The sequence below is a fragment of the Acidobacteriota bacterium genome, from assembly GCA_040756905.1.
In the GTDB taxonomy this organism is placed as follows: Bacteria; Acidobacteriota; Aminicenantia; order JBFLYD01; family JBFLYD01; genus JBFLYD01.
The window spans coordinates 1-16,337 of the sequence record JBFLYD010000046.1 but is presented as its reverse complement, the minus strand read 5'-3'; the positions used below and the strand labels follow the sequence as shown (position 1 = coordinate 16,337).

Below are 16,337 nucleotides of genomic sequence, written 5' to 3'. Positions count from 1 at the left end.
TGTATTAAAGTATTTTTATTTTAATAATAAATTAAGATCTCTTTAGAACCAGCAGGAAAATGGACCTCTGTTTTCTTGAATTCTTTTAATTCTTTTCCATCGATGAAGACTTTCTTTATCTCAAAATCTTTAAATGGAATGATTAATTTATAACCGGAAGGAGGTTGGGCATTCCCTTCTATTTTTAAGATAAGCTTTCTCTCCTCATCTTTCCTTCCTAGATAGTATGAAAGATTTCCAAAATATGAAGGAAGGTTTTCTATATTAATCTTATTTCCATTTTGAAACCATTCTTCTTTAATCCCTGAGCACAATATTAATTTTTCCTCATCTTCTCTTAAAAACAGGGCTCTTACTAAGTTCACATAATCAGCAGCTACCCAGCAATGGGGCATGTCTCCTGATTGAAAATAAAGAGTCTTAGGGTCAATTTGCTCTGCCCATGAATAATTCTCAGGGAAGGTTTGATGGTTTAAATGCCAATCAATTATCTGATGGACTTTATCGTTCATTCCTAAAATCAGGAAACAATAACCGAGTTCAAATCCATAGGGCCAAAATCTATTCTGATGGAGATATGCTCCACCATAAGGAGCAATCCATTTTTCATGATACCTCTCAAAAGATTTTCTAACTTTTTCATCTTCAGGACTCAACCCTCCTCCTGGCCATAACCCTGGAGATGTCCCTCGAGCCATTGAAGAACCCTCAAGGTCATCAGGCCCATTGGGAATCCAGTCGATTTCTTTTTCTCTCATTATTTTTTCATATGAAGCTTTAACAGACATCTTTAAATTTTCAGCCTCATGTTTCATCCATTTACTTTCCTCTTTTTTTCCAATCTCCTTTGCAAGGTATGCTCCATCGTACAATCCTCTTATTGCCCAGAAATCATCCCAGTAATGATGCCAGGTTCCAGGACCTAAATCTTCTGCAGACACAGAAGGAGGAAGAATCCCGTAGAAAAAAGTTTCCCTCAATTTTTCATCGAGATTTTTCTCTCTTATTTTTCCTAAAAACTGACATCCTTTTAAAACATTCTGAAAATAATTTTTTAAATAATCTTTATTTTTTGTGAATCTATAATATTCAGCCAGGGAAAATATAGCCTGACCCTGAGCATCCCATTCATGAGGTCCAACTGATTTAAGGTTTATATCAAAAATTGATGGAAACTCTCCGTCTTCCTTCTGGGATTTCATATAATATGGAAGGGATTTTTCAACAACATCTGAAAATCCGGCTCTAAGTAAAGCAGCTGTAATATATGCTGAATCTCTTGCCCAGAAAAGATTGTAAGCAAGGGGACCGGGGTGTGGCATATTGTTATCCATGCTGATTAGTATATACGCTAAAGAAGCATAAAAAGCATCGATGACTCTTTTGTCAGCGATTTCAATCTTTGCTTTCTTCAGCCTGTTTTCCCAGCTTGAACTAAGATTTTGCAATATCTTTTCAAAATCAATTTCTTTTAAAGATAAAAAATCTTCCTTAGAAAACCTGTGAGGGTCAAAAAACCCTATTACATTAATTTTAGCTATAATTTTTGGAGGTATACTCAAATTATACAACAAAAAACCATTCGCCATTCCTGTTTCATCTTCGATTTTTGATTCTAACTTTTCCTGGTAATTTCCATCTAATATAAATTTTGATATATCATTTTCCTTTCTTATGGAAGATGCATAAAACCCTGATATCATAACATCTGAGCTAATGCTTAAATTATCGTTTATTATTATCGAATTGGACTCCTTATCCCATTCCAATTTATGAACTTTTCCTACATTTCCATTTACAAGATATGGCCTAATGCTGACAAAAATTTTTATTTTTTTTGTTTTATTTGTAGGATTCTCAATTAAAATTTGATAAATTCCAGACTCTTTTTTGAACATTAAATCTTTATCAATGTCTGCTGAAAAAAATGAAGTTTTGAGGCTAATTTCATTTAGTTTAAAACTATATTCAGAAATAGGTATGTATCCTCCATATAAATTTGATTTTATTTTATCAAACGGCATCTTTTCAGGAGCTACCACTTTATTATTCTCTCCATCCATTACCCAGCAATTCAAAGTAAAAGGCCAGGTTGTTGCACCAACAGACCCATCATGGCTTCTGAGAAACTCTTCGAGGGTATTTTCAGTTCCAACCATTGTCCAGGCAATTCCTTTTCCCTGAACCCAGTAGGGCCAGAATAAATCCGGATATTTCTTCGACTTTTCGATAACATACTCTCGTGGGTCTAAAAGCAACTCTCTTTCAATCGATAAACCTGCAGGAAGTTTAGAAATACCTCCACCACCTCCCCAATCGTTAATTCTCAAAACAATAAGGTTAGAGGCACCAAATTTTACATACTCAGTAATGTCTGTGGATGAGCTTCTGTTATGGAAACTCTCAACTTCTTCTTTACTGCCAAATGCAGCAACCTTTTTACTGTTAATAAAAAGTTCATATTCGTCATCAACTCCACCAAACCCGATATAAACACGATTTCCCTTCCATCCTTCAGGAATTATGACTGACTTTCTGTACCATCCAGTTCCATCATATTCTTCAAATCCCTGGTTTTCCCATATCTTTCCTGCTTCTAAAATTTTCCACTCTGAATCATCAAAGTTTAACTTGAACCATCCATTTTTGATTCCGAGCTCATCCGGGTCTATCTGAAATTTCCATTCTTTAGAAATATCAATGAATTTAACTTCTTCCGAATATGTTAAAAATGAACTGGCTTGTATAAAGAAAGATAAAAAAGAAATGACAACAAAAAATAATTTTACTCTTCTAAACACATAATTCATTTTTCCTCCCTTTTGATTTCATTAACTCAATCGCCCCATTTTATCCGTTTAAAAAACAATTCGAGAGTGATTATATCAAACATTAAAACTTGATAGAAGAATTTTTTACTCCATTTTGATCACACTTCTCTAAAATTCCTTTTGCCTATCTTGGAGTTTTCCTTCTTTTTTTCTTAGACTCTGTCCCCTTTTCAAAGATCAATCCATCTTCTGGGGACCATCCCGATGTGCCATCGTCATAGTAAATTTTGCACCATGTCCAGCATCTTCCGAAACAGGATGCGCTTATGGGTCCATCAATTATCCTTCCTCCCATAGATTCTGAGGATTGAGTAACCATAAATGAGGATGAGAAAAAAGGAAAAATATGCTATAGCTATTTATATGAAATTACATTCCATTATTAAGTAAATTATTATGAGAGGAGAAAATGAAAAAATTTTTTTACGGAAAAATTACAAGGAGAGATTTTTTTGTAATGGGAGGAATAGGGTTAATATCTTTTAAATCCTCAATAAACTCTTCTTTTTTCAGAACCAAAAAAGAGGAAAAGTTTCCTTCAGATAAAAAATCAAAACAAGAAAAAACCCCAGTTTCTTTAGTTAAAACTGATGATCGAAGAACAGGTGTGAGAAAATCGATTGAATTTTTAAACATAAACCCATTCAAGGATAAGAATGTCCTTGTAAAACCTAATTTCAACACCTCTCATCCAACGCCTGGTTCAACCCACAATGATACATTAAGAGAAATTATCATAAAGGTAAAAGAAATGGGCGGAAAAAAGATATCAATCGGAGATAGAAGCGGTCCTGAAACAACAAGTTTAGTATTGCAGAGAAAAAATATTTATGAACTGGCAAAGGAATTAGATACAGAAATGATAAATTTTGATGAACTCGGCGAAGATGGATATGTGAAAATAGTTCCTCCAGGTTCCCACTGGAAAGATGGGTTTTTAGTTGCAAAGCCAATCATCGAATCTGAATGTATAATCTCCACATGCTGCCTTAAAACCCATCAATATGGAGGAATATTCACAATGTCCCTAAAAAATTCAGTTGGAATTGTTTCACGAAAAGGACACCCTTTTATGAGAGAGCTCCATGGATCGCCTGACATGAGAAAAATGATTGCAGAAATAAACTACGCTTATAAACCTTCACTCATTGTGTTAGATGGAATTGAAGCCTTTGTGGATGGAGGTCCCATGACAGGAGAAAGAAAAAATGCAAATGTCTTCCTTGCAGGAATAGATAGAATTGCAATAGATGCAGTAGGTCTTGCCATATTGAAAGAGCTGGGGAGCAACAGAGACATTATGGAAAGAAAAATTTTCGAGCAGGAGCAGATTTCAAGGGCAGTTGAGCTCGAACTTGGAATAAAATCTCCTGAACAAATAAAAATCATTACCGAAGACAAAAAAAGTTCAGAATATTCTAAAAAGCTAAAAGAAATCCTTTACACCTGAAGCGCTCTCCGTTCGCTCCTTACCCCTAACTATTAATTTTGAGAGATTGTAACTCATAGGTCTTAAAAATCTTTAGAAATGAGCGGCACATCCGAATTTATCAAGATTGTATTCCATGAACTTGGAGATTTCTTTAAAGAATAAAATAGTGAGCAGGAAGGGTGGCGGAGAAAACCGTCACGAATGCGTAGCGGGCATGGTTTTCCCGAGCTTAAAGGCTCGGGAAAGAGCGAAGCATGAGTGCCGAGCTGGAGTTTTCCAAGTGTGCTGTCCCATAAATCTTTTCCCAGAGAAAGGAGTTCTTTGACAGCACACTGAAGGGGTATGGGGAAGGTATCTTCCCCATGTCTGGGGGGTGCTCAGCGAAGCGTCTAAGGGGGGCTTGCCCCCATAGGGAAAGTGTTGTGACACAAATAAATAACAAAGACAATTTTGAGTGTCACAACACTTTGATGGGGAAAATACAGCGTGTTTTCGTAGTCACTCTTCCTGCTCACGTTCTAATTAATCTAATTAATTCGGATGTGTCCCTAATTTTCTAATTTTTAGAAATACTTTGAGCATATTCCTGCAAGAAAATTTCTAACATTTTTTCCGAGTGCTCTTGTTGTGTAACCTCCCTCCTGAACGATTAAAATAGGAATTGAAAATGTTGACAATGCCTTCCCTATCTCCCTGAAACCCTCTGATGTAATCATCCAGCTTCCTGTGGGGTCATCCTTAGAAATATCAAATCCCGTTGATACCACAAGAAACTTTGGGCTAAATCTCCTAATTGTTCTCAATGCTTTTTTTAATATCTTTAAATATTTCTCATCCTTTACCTTCTCATCAAGAGGAAAATTATAGTTATATCCATATCCCCTTCCCCTCCCTTTCTCCTCAGAAAAGCCACTGAAATAAGGGTATTCTGTGTATGGGGTTCCATGGATAGAGACAAAAAGCACTTTTTTAGAATTATAAAAAATATTCTGGGTTCCATTCCCATGATGAAAATCTATATCCAGTATTGCTACTTTTCCTTTCTTTGAGAGATAATTTGCAGCTATTGCACTGTTGTTAAAGTAACAGAAACCTCCATATGAATCCTTCTCTGCATGGTGACCAGGAGGCCGGCAGATTGAATAAACAATGTGTTCTCCCTTTTTCATAATCAACTCTGCTCCAGTAAGAGCACAGTTAACTGCATCTCTTGCTGCGGGGTACACATTCCCTGTAAGGGGGGTGAATGTGTCAATGCAGTAATATCCAGCCCTGATCCCCCTATCCCTCGGTTTTCTATCAGGATATCTGATCGGAAAAACATATGGGTATATAACCTCATTTTCTTTCAGACTCTTACATACATTTTTTATATAATTTACATAATATTTAGCATGAACTTCTTTTATATAATTTTCGCTGAAAACCCTTGGTGACTTAAATTCAATGAATGGCAGGTCTTCTATCGCTTTTAAAATAGTTTGGACTCTTACAGGCCTTTCAACATATCCTATCTCTTTTATGTGATGGATCTTATGCTTTTCATTATAAACAACTTTTAGAGGATTAAACAAACTTTTCTTCACGGAAGGGAAAATTTTTTCGACTTTTTTTATGTACTTAAATGGTCTTGTAGATATATTTTCTTTTTTAATTGATTTAATCATTTTCTTTAAATATCTATCAGTGGGAGATACTCCATATCTCTCCACCAATATTTTTTTTACTATTTTTTTGCAATCAGATGCTTTTAATGGTCTATTTCTACCAAGATGGTCATAAAGAAGAAAGGGAGGAACCCACTTTCCAAAAGGAGGTATATCATAAAGAATTCCCTGAATCGGCCTCACATCATATGACTCATAAAATTTCATCCTGATCTTGTTCTGTTTTAGTTCCTCTTTCTGTCTAACCAGCTTTGACACATCAGGCCTTGCCTCAAGAAATAGGCCCTTTGACCCATGGTAGAAAAGGGTTTCTCTTAATGATTCATACAGTGCTCCTCCAAGCCCCCTTCCTCTTATGTCCCTCCTTGTCACTATGAATTCAAGATAGCTTAGCTGGACATCCCAGAAATGATTGTAAAGGGCAAATCCTACAACTCCATCCTTCAGACTCTCAGCTATTATCATACCAACCTTATAACCAAGCTCAGCCTGCTGTTTTATTTTCTGAGGTATCTTTTCAGCATAATCCTCATAATAATTGTAATATTTTTTGAATATATCCAGAGATGCATTGAGCTTTTCCCTCTGATACTCTGAATCAGGGTCAAAAATCTGATAAAACCTTATCATCTATTCAATCTCCTCATCTAAAAAATAATTATACAATTTTTTTTGTCTTCCAGTAATAATATGCAGGGATGCCCAAAAACATGATGAAAATTCCAATCAAAGAATCTCTTGGATTTGATGCTATTGTGTTTAAAACAAGGGCAGCAGAAAATAAAATAAACACTACAGGAGTATAAGGATATCCCCATGTTTTATATTCTCTTTTTAAATCAGGCCTCTTTCTTCTTAATAAAATCACACCAAAACTTGACATCCCATAGAATAAAAATGATGTAAATATCACATATGTAAGCAACTGTTCATAGCTTCCTGAAAGAACAAGCACTGAAGACCATAAACCCTGGATTAAGATAGAATTTACGGGTGTATGATATCTCTTATTTATCTTCGATAAAAAACTGAAAAAAAGCTGATCTTCAGCCATAGCATAGTAAACTCTCGGACCAGCCAGTATCATTCCATTGTTAGCGCCAAAAGTGGCTACAATAACCATTATTGATATTAGAGCACCACCGTAAGATCCGATTATTTTTTCGGCAACATCAGCAGCTACCCTCTCAGAATTTGCAATTTCTTGAATCGATAAAACCTTTATATATGCTATATTTGCTAATAAATAAATGCCCGTTATTATCATGATTGAAACTATAAGAGAAACAGGGATATTCCTTGAAGGATTCTTTACCTCGCCTGCTATATAATTTATATGAATCCATCCATCATAAGTAAATAAAATATAGACCATTGAAAGCCCAAAGGCTGCAAGAAATGGGAATGTATTATTTTCAGGAAAAAGTGGAAAGAAATTTGAATAAGTCGCTCCTAATTGCTTTGAAAAAGTAAGAAAAATCAATACAATGATTGCAGAGATTTTTAAAACACTAAAAAAATTTTGAATCTTTGCCCCTAATTTTACTCCAAAGCAATTCACAATCGAAAGAAACACAATCGATATTATCGCTATCCCGACGATAGAATATCTTGATAGCTCTACGAAATGTCCCAAATAAGTGGCAAAAACTACCGCAACTGCTGCAATTGAAGCTGTTTGGATTACGGTAAACAATGTCCAACCATACAAAAACCCCCAGAATTTTCCATAAGCTTCCTTAAGATACACAAACATCCCTCCAGCTCTCGGGTACAATACTCCGAGTTCTGCCAGAGAGAGCCCTCCAAATAGAGTTATTATCCCTCCTAACATCCATCCTATAATCGTTGGTATTGAATATTTTATATGTCCTGCCACCACTGTAGGAACGAGAAAAATCCCAGATGCGATAGTTGTTCCAATTATTATCATCGATGAATCAAATAGATTGAGAACCCTTTTTAATTCTACTTTTCCTGAATCCTGTTGAATTGACATTATTTTGCCTATTAAATATACTCAAAAAATGAAAATTGCGAAAGGCTTTATTACCTGGAGAAATAAATGAATAGAGAGGTACTTTTCAGCCAGATGAAAAATGCTATCATTGTGGGAGATAAAGAAAAAGCCTTGGAACTTGCAGAATTATCTTTAAAAATTGGGATTGACCCTTCCGAATCGATTGATGATGGGTATGTACCAGGAATTCAAGAGGTTGGAAACCTCTGGGAAAAGGGAGAATATTTTCTTCCGGAGCTTATTCTTGGCGCTGAGGCAATGAAAGCTGCCCTTGATATATTCAACCCGATTCTCTCCAAAAGAAAGGAAAAAATCCATTCCTTAGGAAAGGTTATAATCGGGACTGTTGAGGGAGACATTCATGATATTGGGAAAACTCTTGTTGCCTCAATGTTCACTGCAAATGGGTTCGATGTGATTGATCTTGGAGCAGATGTAAAGTTAAACCTTTTTGTTGAAAAAGCTGAAGAAGAAAAGGCAGATATGATATGCATGTCAGCACTGCTCACAACAACAATGATTGGACAGAGAAAAGTTATTGAGATTCTCAAACAAAAAGGATTAAGGGAAAAATATAAAGTTATGGTCGGAGGAGCCCCTGTCACAAAAGAATGGGCCCTTTCAATTGGTGCTGATGGAACTGCTGACAATGCTGCCCTTGCAGTAAAAATTGCTAAATCATTCTTTGAGTAAAATTTGCAAGCATGTAAAGTCTTTTGGTGGTTAATAATTTGAGCAGGAAAAGTTATATTAAATTCTCATGTTACAAAACCTTACTCGCTTACTAAAATTTAGACCGCTGGAGGTATGGAAATAATTATAAGAGAAGTTAAATTTCCTCTTCCTGAATTAGACACAAGAAGATTAATCCGACTCATCGGATATAAAAAAAAGATAACAGAAAAAACAGATTCTATAATTTCTATGGTTGAAGAGTGCAAAAAAAATTCGATGAAATATATTGAACCAAAATATGTCTGCAAGATCTTTGAAAATAATGAAATACCAGAGCATTCTGTGTTTAACAGGGCTGAGAAAATAGCTCTCTGTATATGCACGATTGGTAATAAACTTGAAGATTTAGCGAAAAAGCTAATGAGAGAAAACAATCTTTTGGAAGGTTTAATTTATGATGTAATCGGGTCAGAAATGGCAGAAAGCGTAGCTGTTCAAGCAAATCAGAGAATATGCAGTGAAGCAAAAAAACTAAAACTTTTCCCATCGAAAAGATTCAGCCCTGGATATGGAAAATGGACTCTCGATTATCAGAGGTACATATTCGAACTTCTTCCAGCCGAATCAATCGAAGTAACCCTCACCTCTCATTTTATGATGGTTCCTCGAAAATCCGTATCCTTTGCGATTAACTTATTCGATAACCCGACTAAAATAAAAGGTTCTTCTGGCTGTAAAGCCTGTCCGATAAAGAATTGTAATTTCAGAAAGAATTAACGATTACTGTAAGGAGAAAATGTATGAACAATACATTAAGGCCAAAAGTTAAATTTCTTGAAAAGAATCTTATCGAAGATATTATCCAGGAGGCATTTGAAGTCCTTGAAAAAATAGGTGTAGAAGTGGAAAACAGGGAAGCAATAAAATTACTTTCAGATTCAGGAGCAAACATTAACATATCAAAAAATAGAGTTCACATCCCTCAGCACCTTGTGGAAAAAAGTCTGAAATCAGTGCCTTCATTGATTGAAATTTACAATTCTACCGGAGAAAAATCATTCAAGCTTGAAGGAGATAATGTCTATTTTGACCCAGGCTCTGCAGCAATCAAAATTCTTGACTTTAAAACCCAAAGATTCAGAAAACCTTTAACTGAAGATTACATAAACTTTTGCAAAGTAACTGAAGAAATGGAAAACATAAAACTTCAGAGCACAGCAATTGTTCCTTCAGACGTACCAGAAGAAATTGCTGATAGATACAGATTATTATTATCTTTAATTTACTGTTCAAAGCCAGTTGTCACAGGAACATTCACTGTAGAAAGTTTTAAATTTATGAAAGATATGCTTGTAGCAGTAAGGGGAAATAAAAAAAATTTAGAACAAAAACCCCTTGCGATTTTTGATGCATGTCCCTCTCCTCCTCTAAAGTGGAGCAACCTTACATGTCAAAGTTTTATTGAATGTGCAAAATCTGGCATTCCTGTCGAACTCGTTTCCATGCCTCTTGCTGGAGCAACATCTCCTATAACTCTTGCAGGAACCCTTGTCCAGCATACCGCAGAAAATCTAAGCGGAATCGTGATTTCTCAACTTGCAAGAAAAGGAGCTCCTATAATATATGGAGGTTCGCCTTCGATATTTGATATGAAAAATGGAACCACACCAATGGGTGCAATTGAAACAATGATGATAGATTGCGCATATGCAGAAATAGGGAAATATCTACGACTTCCCACTCATAGTTATATGGGATTGAGTGATTCTAAATCGCTTGATTCTCAATCTGGAATTGAATCCGGAGTTGGGATAATCCTTTCCGCTTTAGCCGGAATAAACGTAGTCTCTGGAGCTGGGATGTTAAGCTTCGAAAGCTGCCAAAGCATAGAAAAATTGATCATAGATAATGAAATATGTGGAATTGCTTTAAGGTTAATTAGAGGGATTGAGAAAAAAGAAAGACCCTTCGCTTATAATCTCTTATCAAGGTTTGAAGAAAAGAAACATTTTCTTACAATGCCTGAAACTTTAAGAGAGTATAAAAATGAATTTCTATTTTTAAGTAATATAATAGATAGGGGAACTTATGAAGAATGGGTTAGAAATGGAGCTAAAACTTCTCCTCAAAAAGCCCTTGAAAAAGCAAATGAAATATTGAGTAAAAAAGATTTCTATCGCCTTGATGAATTCACGAGAAGAGAACTTACCAAAATAATAGAAACTAAGAATTTTAAAATATCCCAGTGTCAGCCTTGAAACCAATGCTTTCTTGGGTCAAGACTAATTTCAGTCTTGACACCGTAATTAATACAAACGTATTTAATTCTGATGCATTCCTGTCCCCTCACCCCTCCCTCTCCCCTGAGGGGAGAAGATTAAAGCCTGCCCTGTACTTGATACGGGGGTGAGGGGCAAAAATAGTGTGCTGTCCCATAAATATCTTTATAAACAAACAATTTCTCATAAAGCCCACTGAAGGGGTATGGGGAAGGAACTTTCCCATGTCTGGGGGGTGCTCAGCGAAGCGTCTAAGGAAATCTTTCTCCCATAGGGAAAGTGTCGTGTCACAAAGGAATAACAAAAGATATTTAAGTAACACGACAATAGAATGTAACAAATATTAGTGTGTTCGTATTAGCAAATTATATTTTTTTACTCCTTCTTTTTCTCACTCATCTCAAGAAGAATAAGGGCAATAGCAAATCCAATACAAGCTATGACAAATCTCCAGATTGTTAATGGAGGCTGTCCGAGGAAAGTTTCAATTCCAGCAAATCTCATCACAATGCCAAGAATAAACGCAAGAGCTGCTGCAACCAATAAAATAATAGAAACTAATTTCATTTTTTTCTCTCCTTATTAAGATGATTAAATTTTAATTTTGTAATCTATTTGTGTCAACAAAAAATTGAGGGGTACATTTTTATGGAGAGGAAACCTGTCTTCTGAGAGAAGGGGATGAATGTCTTTTTAATAAAAATTAACGAAAAAGCTTTAATATATAGTTATTCAATACACTGCTATTCGCCGGAGTCCATTTAAAAACCTCTTCCCATACATCTTCGTTTTCCATACAGAGATAAACAGGGATATTTATTTTCCTTATAGACTTCTTATCTCGGGAATATTTTTGAATATTTTCCTTTATAAAATTATAAATTTTTTTATAAAGCTCTACCCGTAGTGGTCTGAAATACCTGAGTTTTCCATCTTCTCCCTTTATTAACTCTCCATAGATAATTTTTGATTTAGGAAATCTTTTCTCGATAATAGGTTTTAATTTTGGATTAAACCTAAGGGTTCCAAGGGAAATCCAAGCTATTTTTTCTGCTTCAACTTTTGAAAAAAGAAGTTTAATAACTCTATGATAATCAATTTCCCAGTTTTTATAATGTACAATTGGATCAAAATGGAATCCCACTCTCCACCCTTCTTCTGCTAACTTTGATGCGGCTTCAATTCTCTTAAGAGGTTCTGGAGCTTTTAATTCTTCTTCTTTGGCAATCTTTTCAGTGTTCAATGAAAAAGAAAAGACTGCATTATTTATTGGTTCTAAATTCAAAAATTTTTTTATATTTTCAGATTTTGTTTTAAATTCAAAAATCACATTTTTCCTATTTTTTAAAAATTCCAAAATCTTTTCTGAAACAGGGAATATATCTTCAATTGCCAGACTATCTGAAAGCTCACCTGTTCCAAGTCTTATTAAATCATTTTTTTTCTCCGAAAGAAATCCATTGATTTCATTGAATGAATCTTCCCAGTTTGCAAATAATGTTATAAAAGGGTTCATTAAATATTCCTGTAGTATGCAGTATGTGCAATCAATCACACAATTTTCAGAAATGTTTAATACATAATAATCACAGCACAAATACTCAGAAGTTCCAGGGCATGGTTTTAAAAAACCTCCCTTCTTCTCTGTCAATAAAATAAATCTCTTTCCTCTGGTAATTGAATTATCTTCAAGAGCTAAATCCTCTACAACTTTTTTTGCATCCTTTATTATTTTTACCGGGATTCCCTTTGTTTTCTGCAAAACTATTCCAGTAAATTCATGATCTTTAACTTTCTCATCCACAAATATTTTTTCAAACTTAAAAGTTTGGCTCATCTATCATCTTTAATTCTCAATTGAACTTCTTTAATTTTCTCCCTTAACTCTTCCCAGGTTTTAAATTCTATCTCCATTCTATATTTTTCAGACTCAAAATATTTTGAGGGATGAACTCTAATTCCTTCAGTAAAAAATTGAAGATTCTTTAGAAAATCATCAATTTTTTTACTAAAAATTGGATATCTTAATTTTTTGAGCCTGCCTCTCAAAATCTTTTTCTTTTCCTTTAAATTTATATTCTTTAAAATCTCTTCTAAATTCAAATCTGAAAATATCCCATCAAGAGATTTTTCATCTCTCTTCATTATTTCCCATATCATCTCAAATACTTCTCTTTGCTCACTGGCTGTGAGATGAAATCTTTTTAGAATAGTAAAGAGTTTTAACCTTGAAGAATGATTAAATTTCATTAACAAATTTGCGTTTGATACTAAAAACTCTCCTTTTGCTATTGATTTTTTAATTTTTTCAGGAAGCTCTCCAATTCTTATATATCTTTCGAATGAATTACGGTTCGGGATTAAATCCACAAATTTAAGATATTTTCTTATTATATTCTTGTCACTCAATCCAAACTCTCTGAACTTATTTAAAATATTGGAGATTTCAACGGGATTAAAAATTCGTTCTGATACATTCTCAAAAAAAGAAAATGCAAATGCTTTCAGGTCATCTTCTTTATCAAAAATTTTGAATAAAGTCTTTTTTATTTTCATTTTCTTTAAACACTCAATCCTCCTCCAGCCACATAAAATAATCGGATTTCCATTTCTTCTTACGAGAACAGGCGGGTTTATTATGCCGATTTTTTTTATTGATTCCATCAATTTTCGTGAAAGAAGGGGATAGCTTATAAGAAACCTTTTATCATCAATGTAGATATCAGAAATCTTTAATACTTGATTTCTCATAATACCTATTTTATCTTAAAAAATATATATGAAAAAGCAAAAACTAAAAGAGTCCAACCATCTCCTCCGCCTAGAAATTATCTGTAATTATAGTTTAAGAGTGATCAGCAAGGGTGACTCCGTCCCGCACTAACTTATTATTACCTAATACAAACGCATTGAATAAATTGGAGGGCAACCCTTCCTGCTCACTCTGTATGTTTAGAATTCATTCTCTCTTAAGTAGTAATATGCTTGTCGATATATCGCTCAGGAGATGCTTGATCTCTTTATTTAAATTAGTTTTTAAAATATCTATTTCTGCTAATATAATTAATTTTGTACTTCAAATATTTATATAGAAATTTGTAAAATAGAGAGTAAAATAGAGAAGAGAATATTTTATGAAATATAAAGTTCTGCTTACAAGAGAAATAATAAAAGAAGCGATGGATTATTTGAAAGCTCATGCAGAAGTGGAAGTGTGTTGGAAAAAAAGAGCTCCGGAGAAAAGGGAAATAATCCAGAAAATTAAGGATAAACAGGGTCTGCTTTGTTTATTAACTGATAGAATTGACAGAGAGATTATAGATTCAGCTCCCCAACTGAAAATAATTTCAAATTGTGCTGTTGGATATAATAACATAGATTACCACTATGCGATATCAAAACGAATATGGGTAACAAACACTCCTGGGATTTTAACAGAGACCACTGCTGACCTAACATGGGCACTTATTCTCTCTGTGGCAAGAATGATTCCTGAGGCCGATAAATTTACAAGGAAAAAAAGGTTTAAAGGATGGGATCCATTACTTTTTCTTGGAAAGGATGTATATGGAAAAACCATCGGAATAATTGGGCTTGGAAGAATTGGAAAAGCAGTTGCAAAAAGAGCAACGGGCTTTTCGATGAAAGTGCTGTACTGGGATAAAATAAAATTGCAAAATAAAGAAGAAAAATCTATTGGAGTAAGATTTGAAGAATTAGAAAATCTTCTAAAAGAAGCAGATATCATCACAATTCATGTTCCCCTCAATGAACAGACTTTTCATCTTATGAGCAGAGAAAGAATCTATATGATGAAAAAGGGTGCAATTTTAATTAACACATCAAGAGGAGAAGTTATTGATGAAAAAAGCCTTGCTGATGCCCTTGAAGATGGACATCTCTGGGGAGCAGGTCTAGATGTATATGAAAAAGAGCCAGAAGTTTATGATAAGCTTTTAAAATTAAATAAAGTTGTACTTCTTCCTCACATCGGTTCAGCTACTTATGAAACGAGACTTAAGATGTCAATGATGGCCGCTAAAAATCTCGCAATGGGATTGGAAGGAAAAATCCCAGAAAACCTGATAGATGAATGGAAAACAGTCTCATCTTAATCACAAAAAATGCAAAGAAATTGGGGTCAGGTCTCATTTTTTGCATTTTTAATCAGAGATGGATTCTACTTTTAGGCCCATTCCTGGTGTAATATATTATCTTATTAATTATATGCTTTGAATCAATTTAAAGATAAAAAAATGATTTTGATTAATTTTTATTTGAAAATCTGTTAATTTAAAATATATAATTATCAAAAAATATGAAAAAATTAGATAATAGAATTAGCAAAATCAAAGGAGAAAAATTAAGGGTGAAAAAAAATTTTTTTATTTTTTTTGTCATTATTACATTTCTTTCAGTATCCAACCTCAATGCCATTGACCTGACAGGATTTGGAGGGTTCGACACTGAAACACAAGAAAAAATATATGGTATTTCCCTAGGATGGTCTATGTTTCCATTTGCAAGATTAGAGCTTGAGGGTTTCCGATATGTTCATTCTCCAATAAAGAATGTTTCGGGAAACATCGTGGTCACATTTCCTTTAAAAAACCTTAGGCCTTATCTTGCAGGAGGAATTGGTTACGAAGGTGAAAAGTTCGATCTGGATTTGCTTAGCAGATATAGAAGCTACGGAGGAGGGGTGATTCTTTCAATGAGCGAACTCCTATCTATGAGATTCGACTACAGAACCCTTAAATTTAAAGACTATAAAACCAATCGAATCTATGCAGGCCTTTTCTTTTCCTTTTAGTGTGCTGTCCCATAAATATCTCAGTATATAAAAAATCCTTCTGTCAGCATACTGAAGGGGTATGGGGAAGAGGAAAAAAGTAGCCTGTCCCCTTTTTCCTTTTTCCCCTTGCTATAAATCATTTGCATTTGAAGATTTTAATGGTAAAGCACCATAGTCAATTTATAAGAATTGAAATGAAGAATAAGAGAGATAGTGTTTCTGAGAGGAAAGAATTGTAACTTTAAGGGCTTCTCTGCTCCATATAAAAACCTGCTGGAGAATTATCATGTAAACAATCGATATCCAGTTTGTAATGGGAAATACTCTTAAAAGAAGGAAGAAAATTACAAAGAGAACAACCCCTGTAATACTTAAAATTAGATAAAGTAAATAGGACCTCCAGATATTTTTTAAGGAAAAAGACAAAGCCTTCAAACACGATTTGACTGCTTTTCTGCTTTCCTCTTTTACGATGATTACCTTGGCATAGTTAAAAACCATCTTAAAAAATAACGCATGTATGAAAGCGCTGCCTATGTCAAGAGCTTTAAATAGTTATTATCCCATGTTTTCTCCTTTATTTCTAAAAGGAAACATTTCGTCTCCTGGGCTCAAACACCTTTTCGTCGGATGCATGT

Annotated in this window: 14 protein-coding genes; 6 read left to right on the top strand and 8 right to left on the bottom strand. The window is 34.3% G+C overall.

What is annotated here, in order from left to right:
* Positions 1-20: 20 nt before the first annotated feature.
* Positions 21-2,810 carry a sugar-binding domain-containing protein gene (locus AB1410_07845; GenBank protein MEW6456605.1) on the bottom strand — a complete coding sequence of 930 codons (2,790 nt, stop codon included), beginning with the start codon at positions 2,808-2,810 and terminating at the stop codon, positions 21-23.
* A 145-nt stretch (positions 2,811-2,955) separates the two neighbouring features.
* On the bottom strand, positions 2,956-3,126 hold the full coding sequence (locus tag AB1410_07840; protein MEW6456604.1) for a hypothetical protein: 171 nt from the start codon (positions 3,124-3,126) through the stop codon (positions 2,956-2,958).
* A gap of 114 nt (positions 3,127-3,240) precedes the next feature.
* Between AB1410_07840 and AB1410_07835 the strand changes: the two genes are divergently transcribed.
* The gene (locus AB1410_07835) at positions 3,241-4,281 is read left to right on the top strand and encodes a DUF362 domain-containing protein (protein MEW6456603.1); all 1,041 of its coding nucleotides are present in this window, start codon (positions 3,241-3,243) and stop codon (positions 4,279-4,281) included.
* A 545-nt stretch (positions 4,282-4,826) separates the two neighbouring features.
* On the opposite strand, the gene AB1410_07830 is transcribed toward AB1410_07835, so the two are convergent.
* Both AB1410_07830 and AB1410_07825 read right to left on the bottom strand, forming a co-directional pair.
* Complete coding sequence (locus AB1410_07830; GenBank protein ID MEW6456602.1) at positions 4,827-6,560, bottom strand: histone deacetylase family protein; 1,734 nt, start codon at positions 6,558-6,560, stop codon at positions 4,827-4,829.
* Positions 6,561-6,588: 28 nt separating this feature from the next.
* Positions 6,589-7,929 carry an amino acid permease gene (locus tag AB1410_07825; GenBank protein MEW6456601.1) on the bottom strand — a complete coding sequence of 447 codons (1,341 nt, stop codon included), beginning with the start codon at positions 7,927-7,929 and terminating at the stop codon, positions 6,589-6,591.
* Between the two features lie 66 nt (positions 7,930-7,995).
* On the opposite strand from AB1410_07825, the gene AB1410_07820 reads away from it, so the two are divergent.
* From AB1410_07820 to AB1410_07810, 3 genes are all read left to right on the top strand, one after another.
* Positions 7,996-8,643, top strand: a complete 648-nt coding sequence (locus AB1410_07820; GenBank protein MEW6456600.1) for a corrinoid protein — start codon at positions 7,996-7,998, stop codon at positions 8,641-8,643.
* Between the two features lie 114 nt (positions 8,644-8,757).
* Positions 8,758-9,402 (top strand): vitamin B12 dependent-methionine synthase activation domain-containing protein, encoded by a 645-nt coding sequence (locus AB1410_07815; GenBank protein ID MEW6456599.1) that lies wholly within the window; start codon positions 8,758-8,760, stop codon positions 9,400-9,402.
* 23 nt (positions 9,403-9,425) lie between these two features.
* Entirely contained in the window at positions 9,426-10,883 is a 1,458-nt protein-coding gene (locus AB1410_07810; GenBank protein ID MEW6456598.1) for a trimethylamine methyltransferase family protein, read from the top strand.
* Positions 10,884-11,279: 396 nt separating this feature from the next.
* Here the strand turns inward: AB1410_07810 and AB1410_07805 are convergent, their stop codons facing one another.
* The 3 genes from AB1410_07805 to AB1410_07795 form a co-directional block, all read right to left on the bottom strand.
* The gene (locus tag AB1410_07805) at positions 11,280-11,471 is read right to left on the bottom strand and encodes a hypothetical protein (protein ID MEW6456597.1); all 192 of its coding nucleotides are present in this window, start codon (positions 11,469-11,471) and stop codon (positions 11,280-11,282) included.
* Between the two features lie 136 nt (positions 11,472-11,607).
* The gene (locus AB1410_07800; GenBank protein MEW6456596.1) at positions 11,608-12,741 is read right to left on the bottom strand and encodes a spore photoproduct lyase family protein; all 1,134 of its coding nucleotides are present in this window, start codon (positions 12,739-12,741) and stop codon (positions 11,608-11,610) included.
* Entirely contained in the window at positions 12,738-13,655 is a 918-nt protein-coding gene (locus AB1410_07795) for a ParB N-terminal domain-containing protein (GenBank protein ID MEW6456595.1), read from the bottom strand. The genes AB1410_07800 and AB1410_07795 overlap by 4 nt, the downstream gene beginning before the upstream one ends.
* Positions 13,656-14,038: 383 nt before the next feature.
* Here AB1410_07795 and AB1410_07790 point away from each other — a divergent pair, with 383 nt between their 5' ends.
* Positions 14,039-15,019: a D-glycerate dehydrogenase gene (locus tag AB1410_07790; GenBank protein MEW6456594.1), complete on the top strand. Its 981-nt coding sequence runs from the start codon at positions 14,039-14,041 to the stop codon at positions 15,017-15,019.
* Positions 15,020-15,273: 254 nt separating this feature from the next.
* Positions 15,274-15,717, top strand: coding sequence for a hypothetical protein (locus AB1410_07785; protein ID MEW6456593.1), 444 nt, complete (start codon positions 15,274-15,276; stop codon positions 15,715-15,717).
* A 162-nt stretch (positions 15,718-15,879) separates the two neighbouring features.
* Here the strand turns inward: AB1410_07785 and AB1410_07780 are convergent, their stop codons facing one another.
* A complete protein-coding gene (locus tag AB1410_07780; GenBank protein ID MEW6456592.1) occupies positions 15,880-16,200 on the bottom strand; it encodes a hypothetical protein in 321 nt (106 codons plus the stop codon).
* Positions 16,201-16,337: the final 137 nt, after the last annotated feature.

Coding starts and splice junctions, on each gene's coding strand:
- AB1410_07780 (MEW6456592.1), bottom strand. CDS start 16,200: ATGGTTTTTAACTATGCCAAGGTAATCATCGTAAAAGAGGAAAGCAGA.
- AB1410_07835 (MEW6456603.1), top strand. CDS start 3,241: ATGAAAAAATTTTTTTACGGAAAAATTACAAGGAGAGATTTTTTTGTA.
- AB1410_07805 (MEW6456597.1), bottom strand. CDS start 11,471: ATGAAATTAGTTTCTATTATTTTATTGGTTGCAGCAGCTCTTGCGTTT.
- AB1410_07820 (MEW6456600.1), top strand. CDS start 7,996: ATGAATAGAGAGGTACTTTTCAGCCAGATGAAAAATGCTATCATTGTG.
- AB1410_07815 (MEW6456599.1), top strand. CDS start 8,758: ATGGAAATAATTATAAGAGAAGTTAAATTTCCTCTTCCTGAATTAGAC.
- AB1410_07790 (MEW6456594.1), top strand. CDS start 14,039: ATGAAATATAAAGTTCTGCTTACAAGAGAAATAATAAAAGAAGCGATG.
- AB1410_07825 (MEW6456601.1), bottom strand. CDS start 7,929: ATGTCAATTCAACAGGATTCAGGAAAAGTAGAATTAAAAAGGGTTCTC.
- AB1410_07830 (MEW6456602.1), bottom strand. CDS start 6,560: ATGATAAGGTTTTATCAGATTTTTGACCCTGATTCAGAGTATCAGAGG.
- AB1410_07840 (MEW6456604.1), bottom strand. CDS start 3,126: ATGGGAGGAAGGATAATTGATGGACCCATAAGCGCATCCTGTTTCGGA.
- AB1410_07795 (MEW6456595.1), bottom strand. CDS start 13,655: ATGAGAAATCAAGTATTAAAGATTTCTGATATCTACATTGATGATAAA.
- AB1410_07845 (MEW6456605.1), bottom strand. CDS start 2,810: ATGAATTATGTGTTTAGAAGAGTAAAATTATTTTTTGTTGTCATTTCT.
- AB1410_07800 (MEW6456596.1), bottom strand. CDS start 12,741: ATGAGCCAAACTTTTAAGTTTGAAAAAATATTTGTGGATGAGAAAGTT.
- AB1410_07810 (MEW6456598.1), top strand. CDS start 9,426: ATGAACAATACATTAAGGCCAAAAGTTAAATTTCTTGAAAAGAATCTT.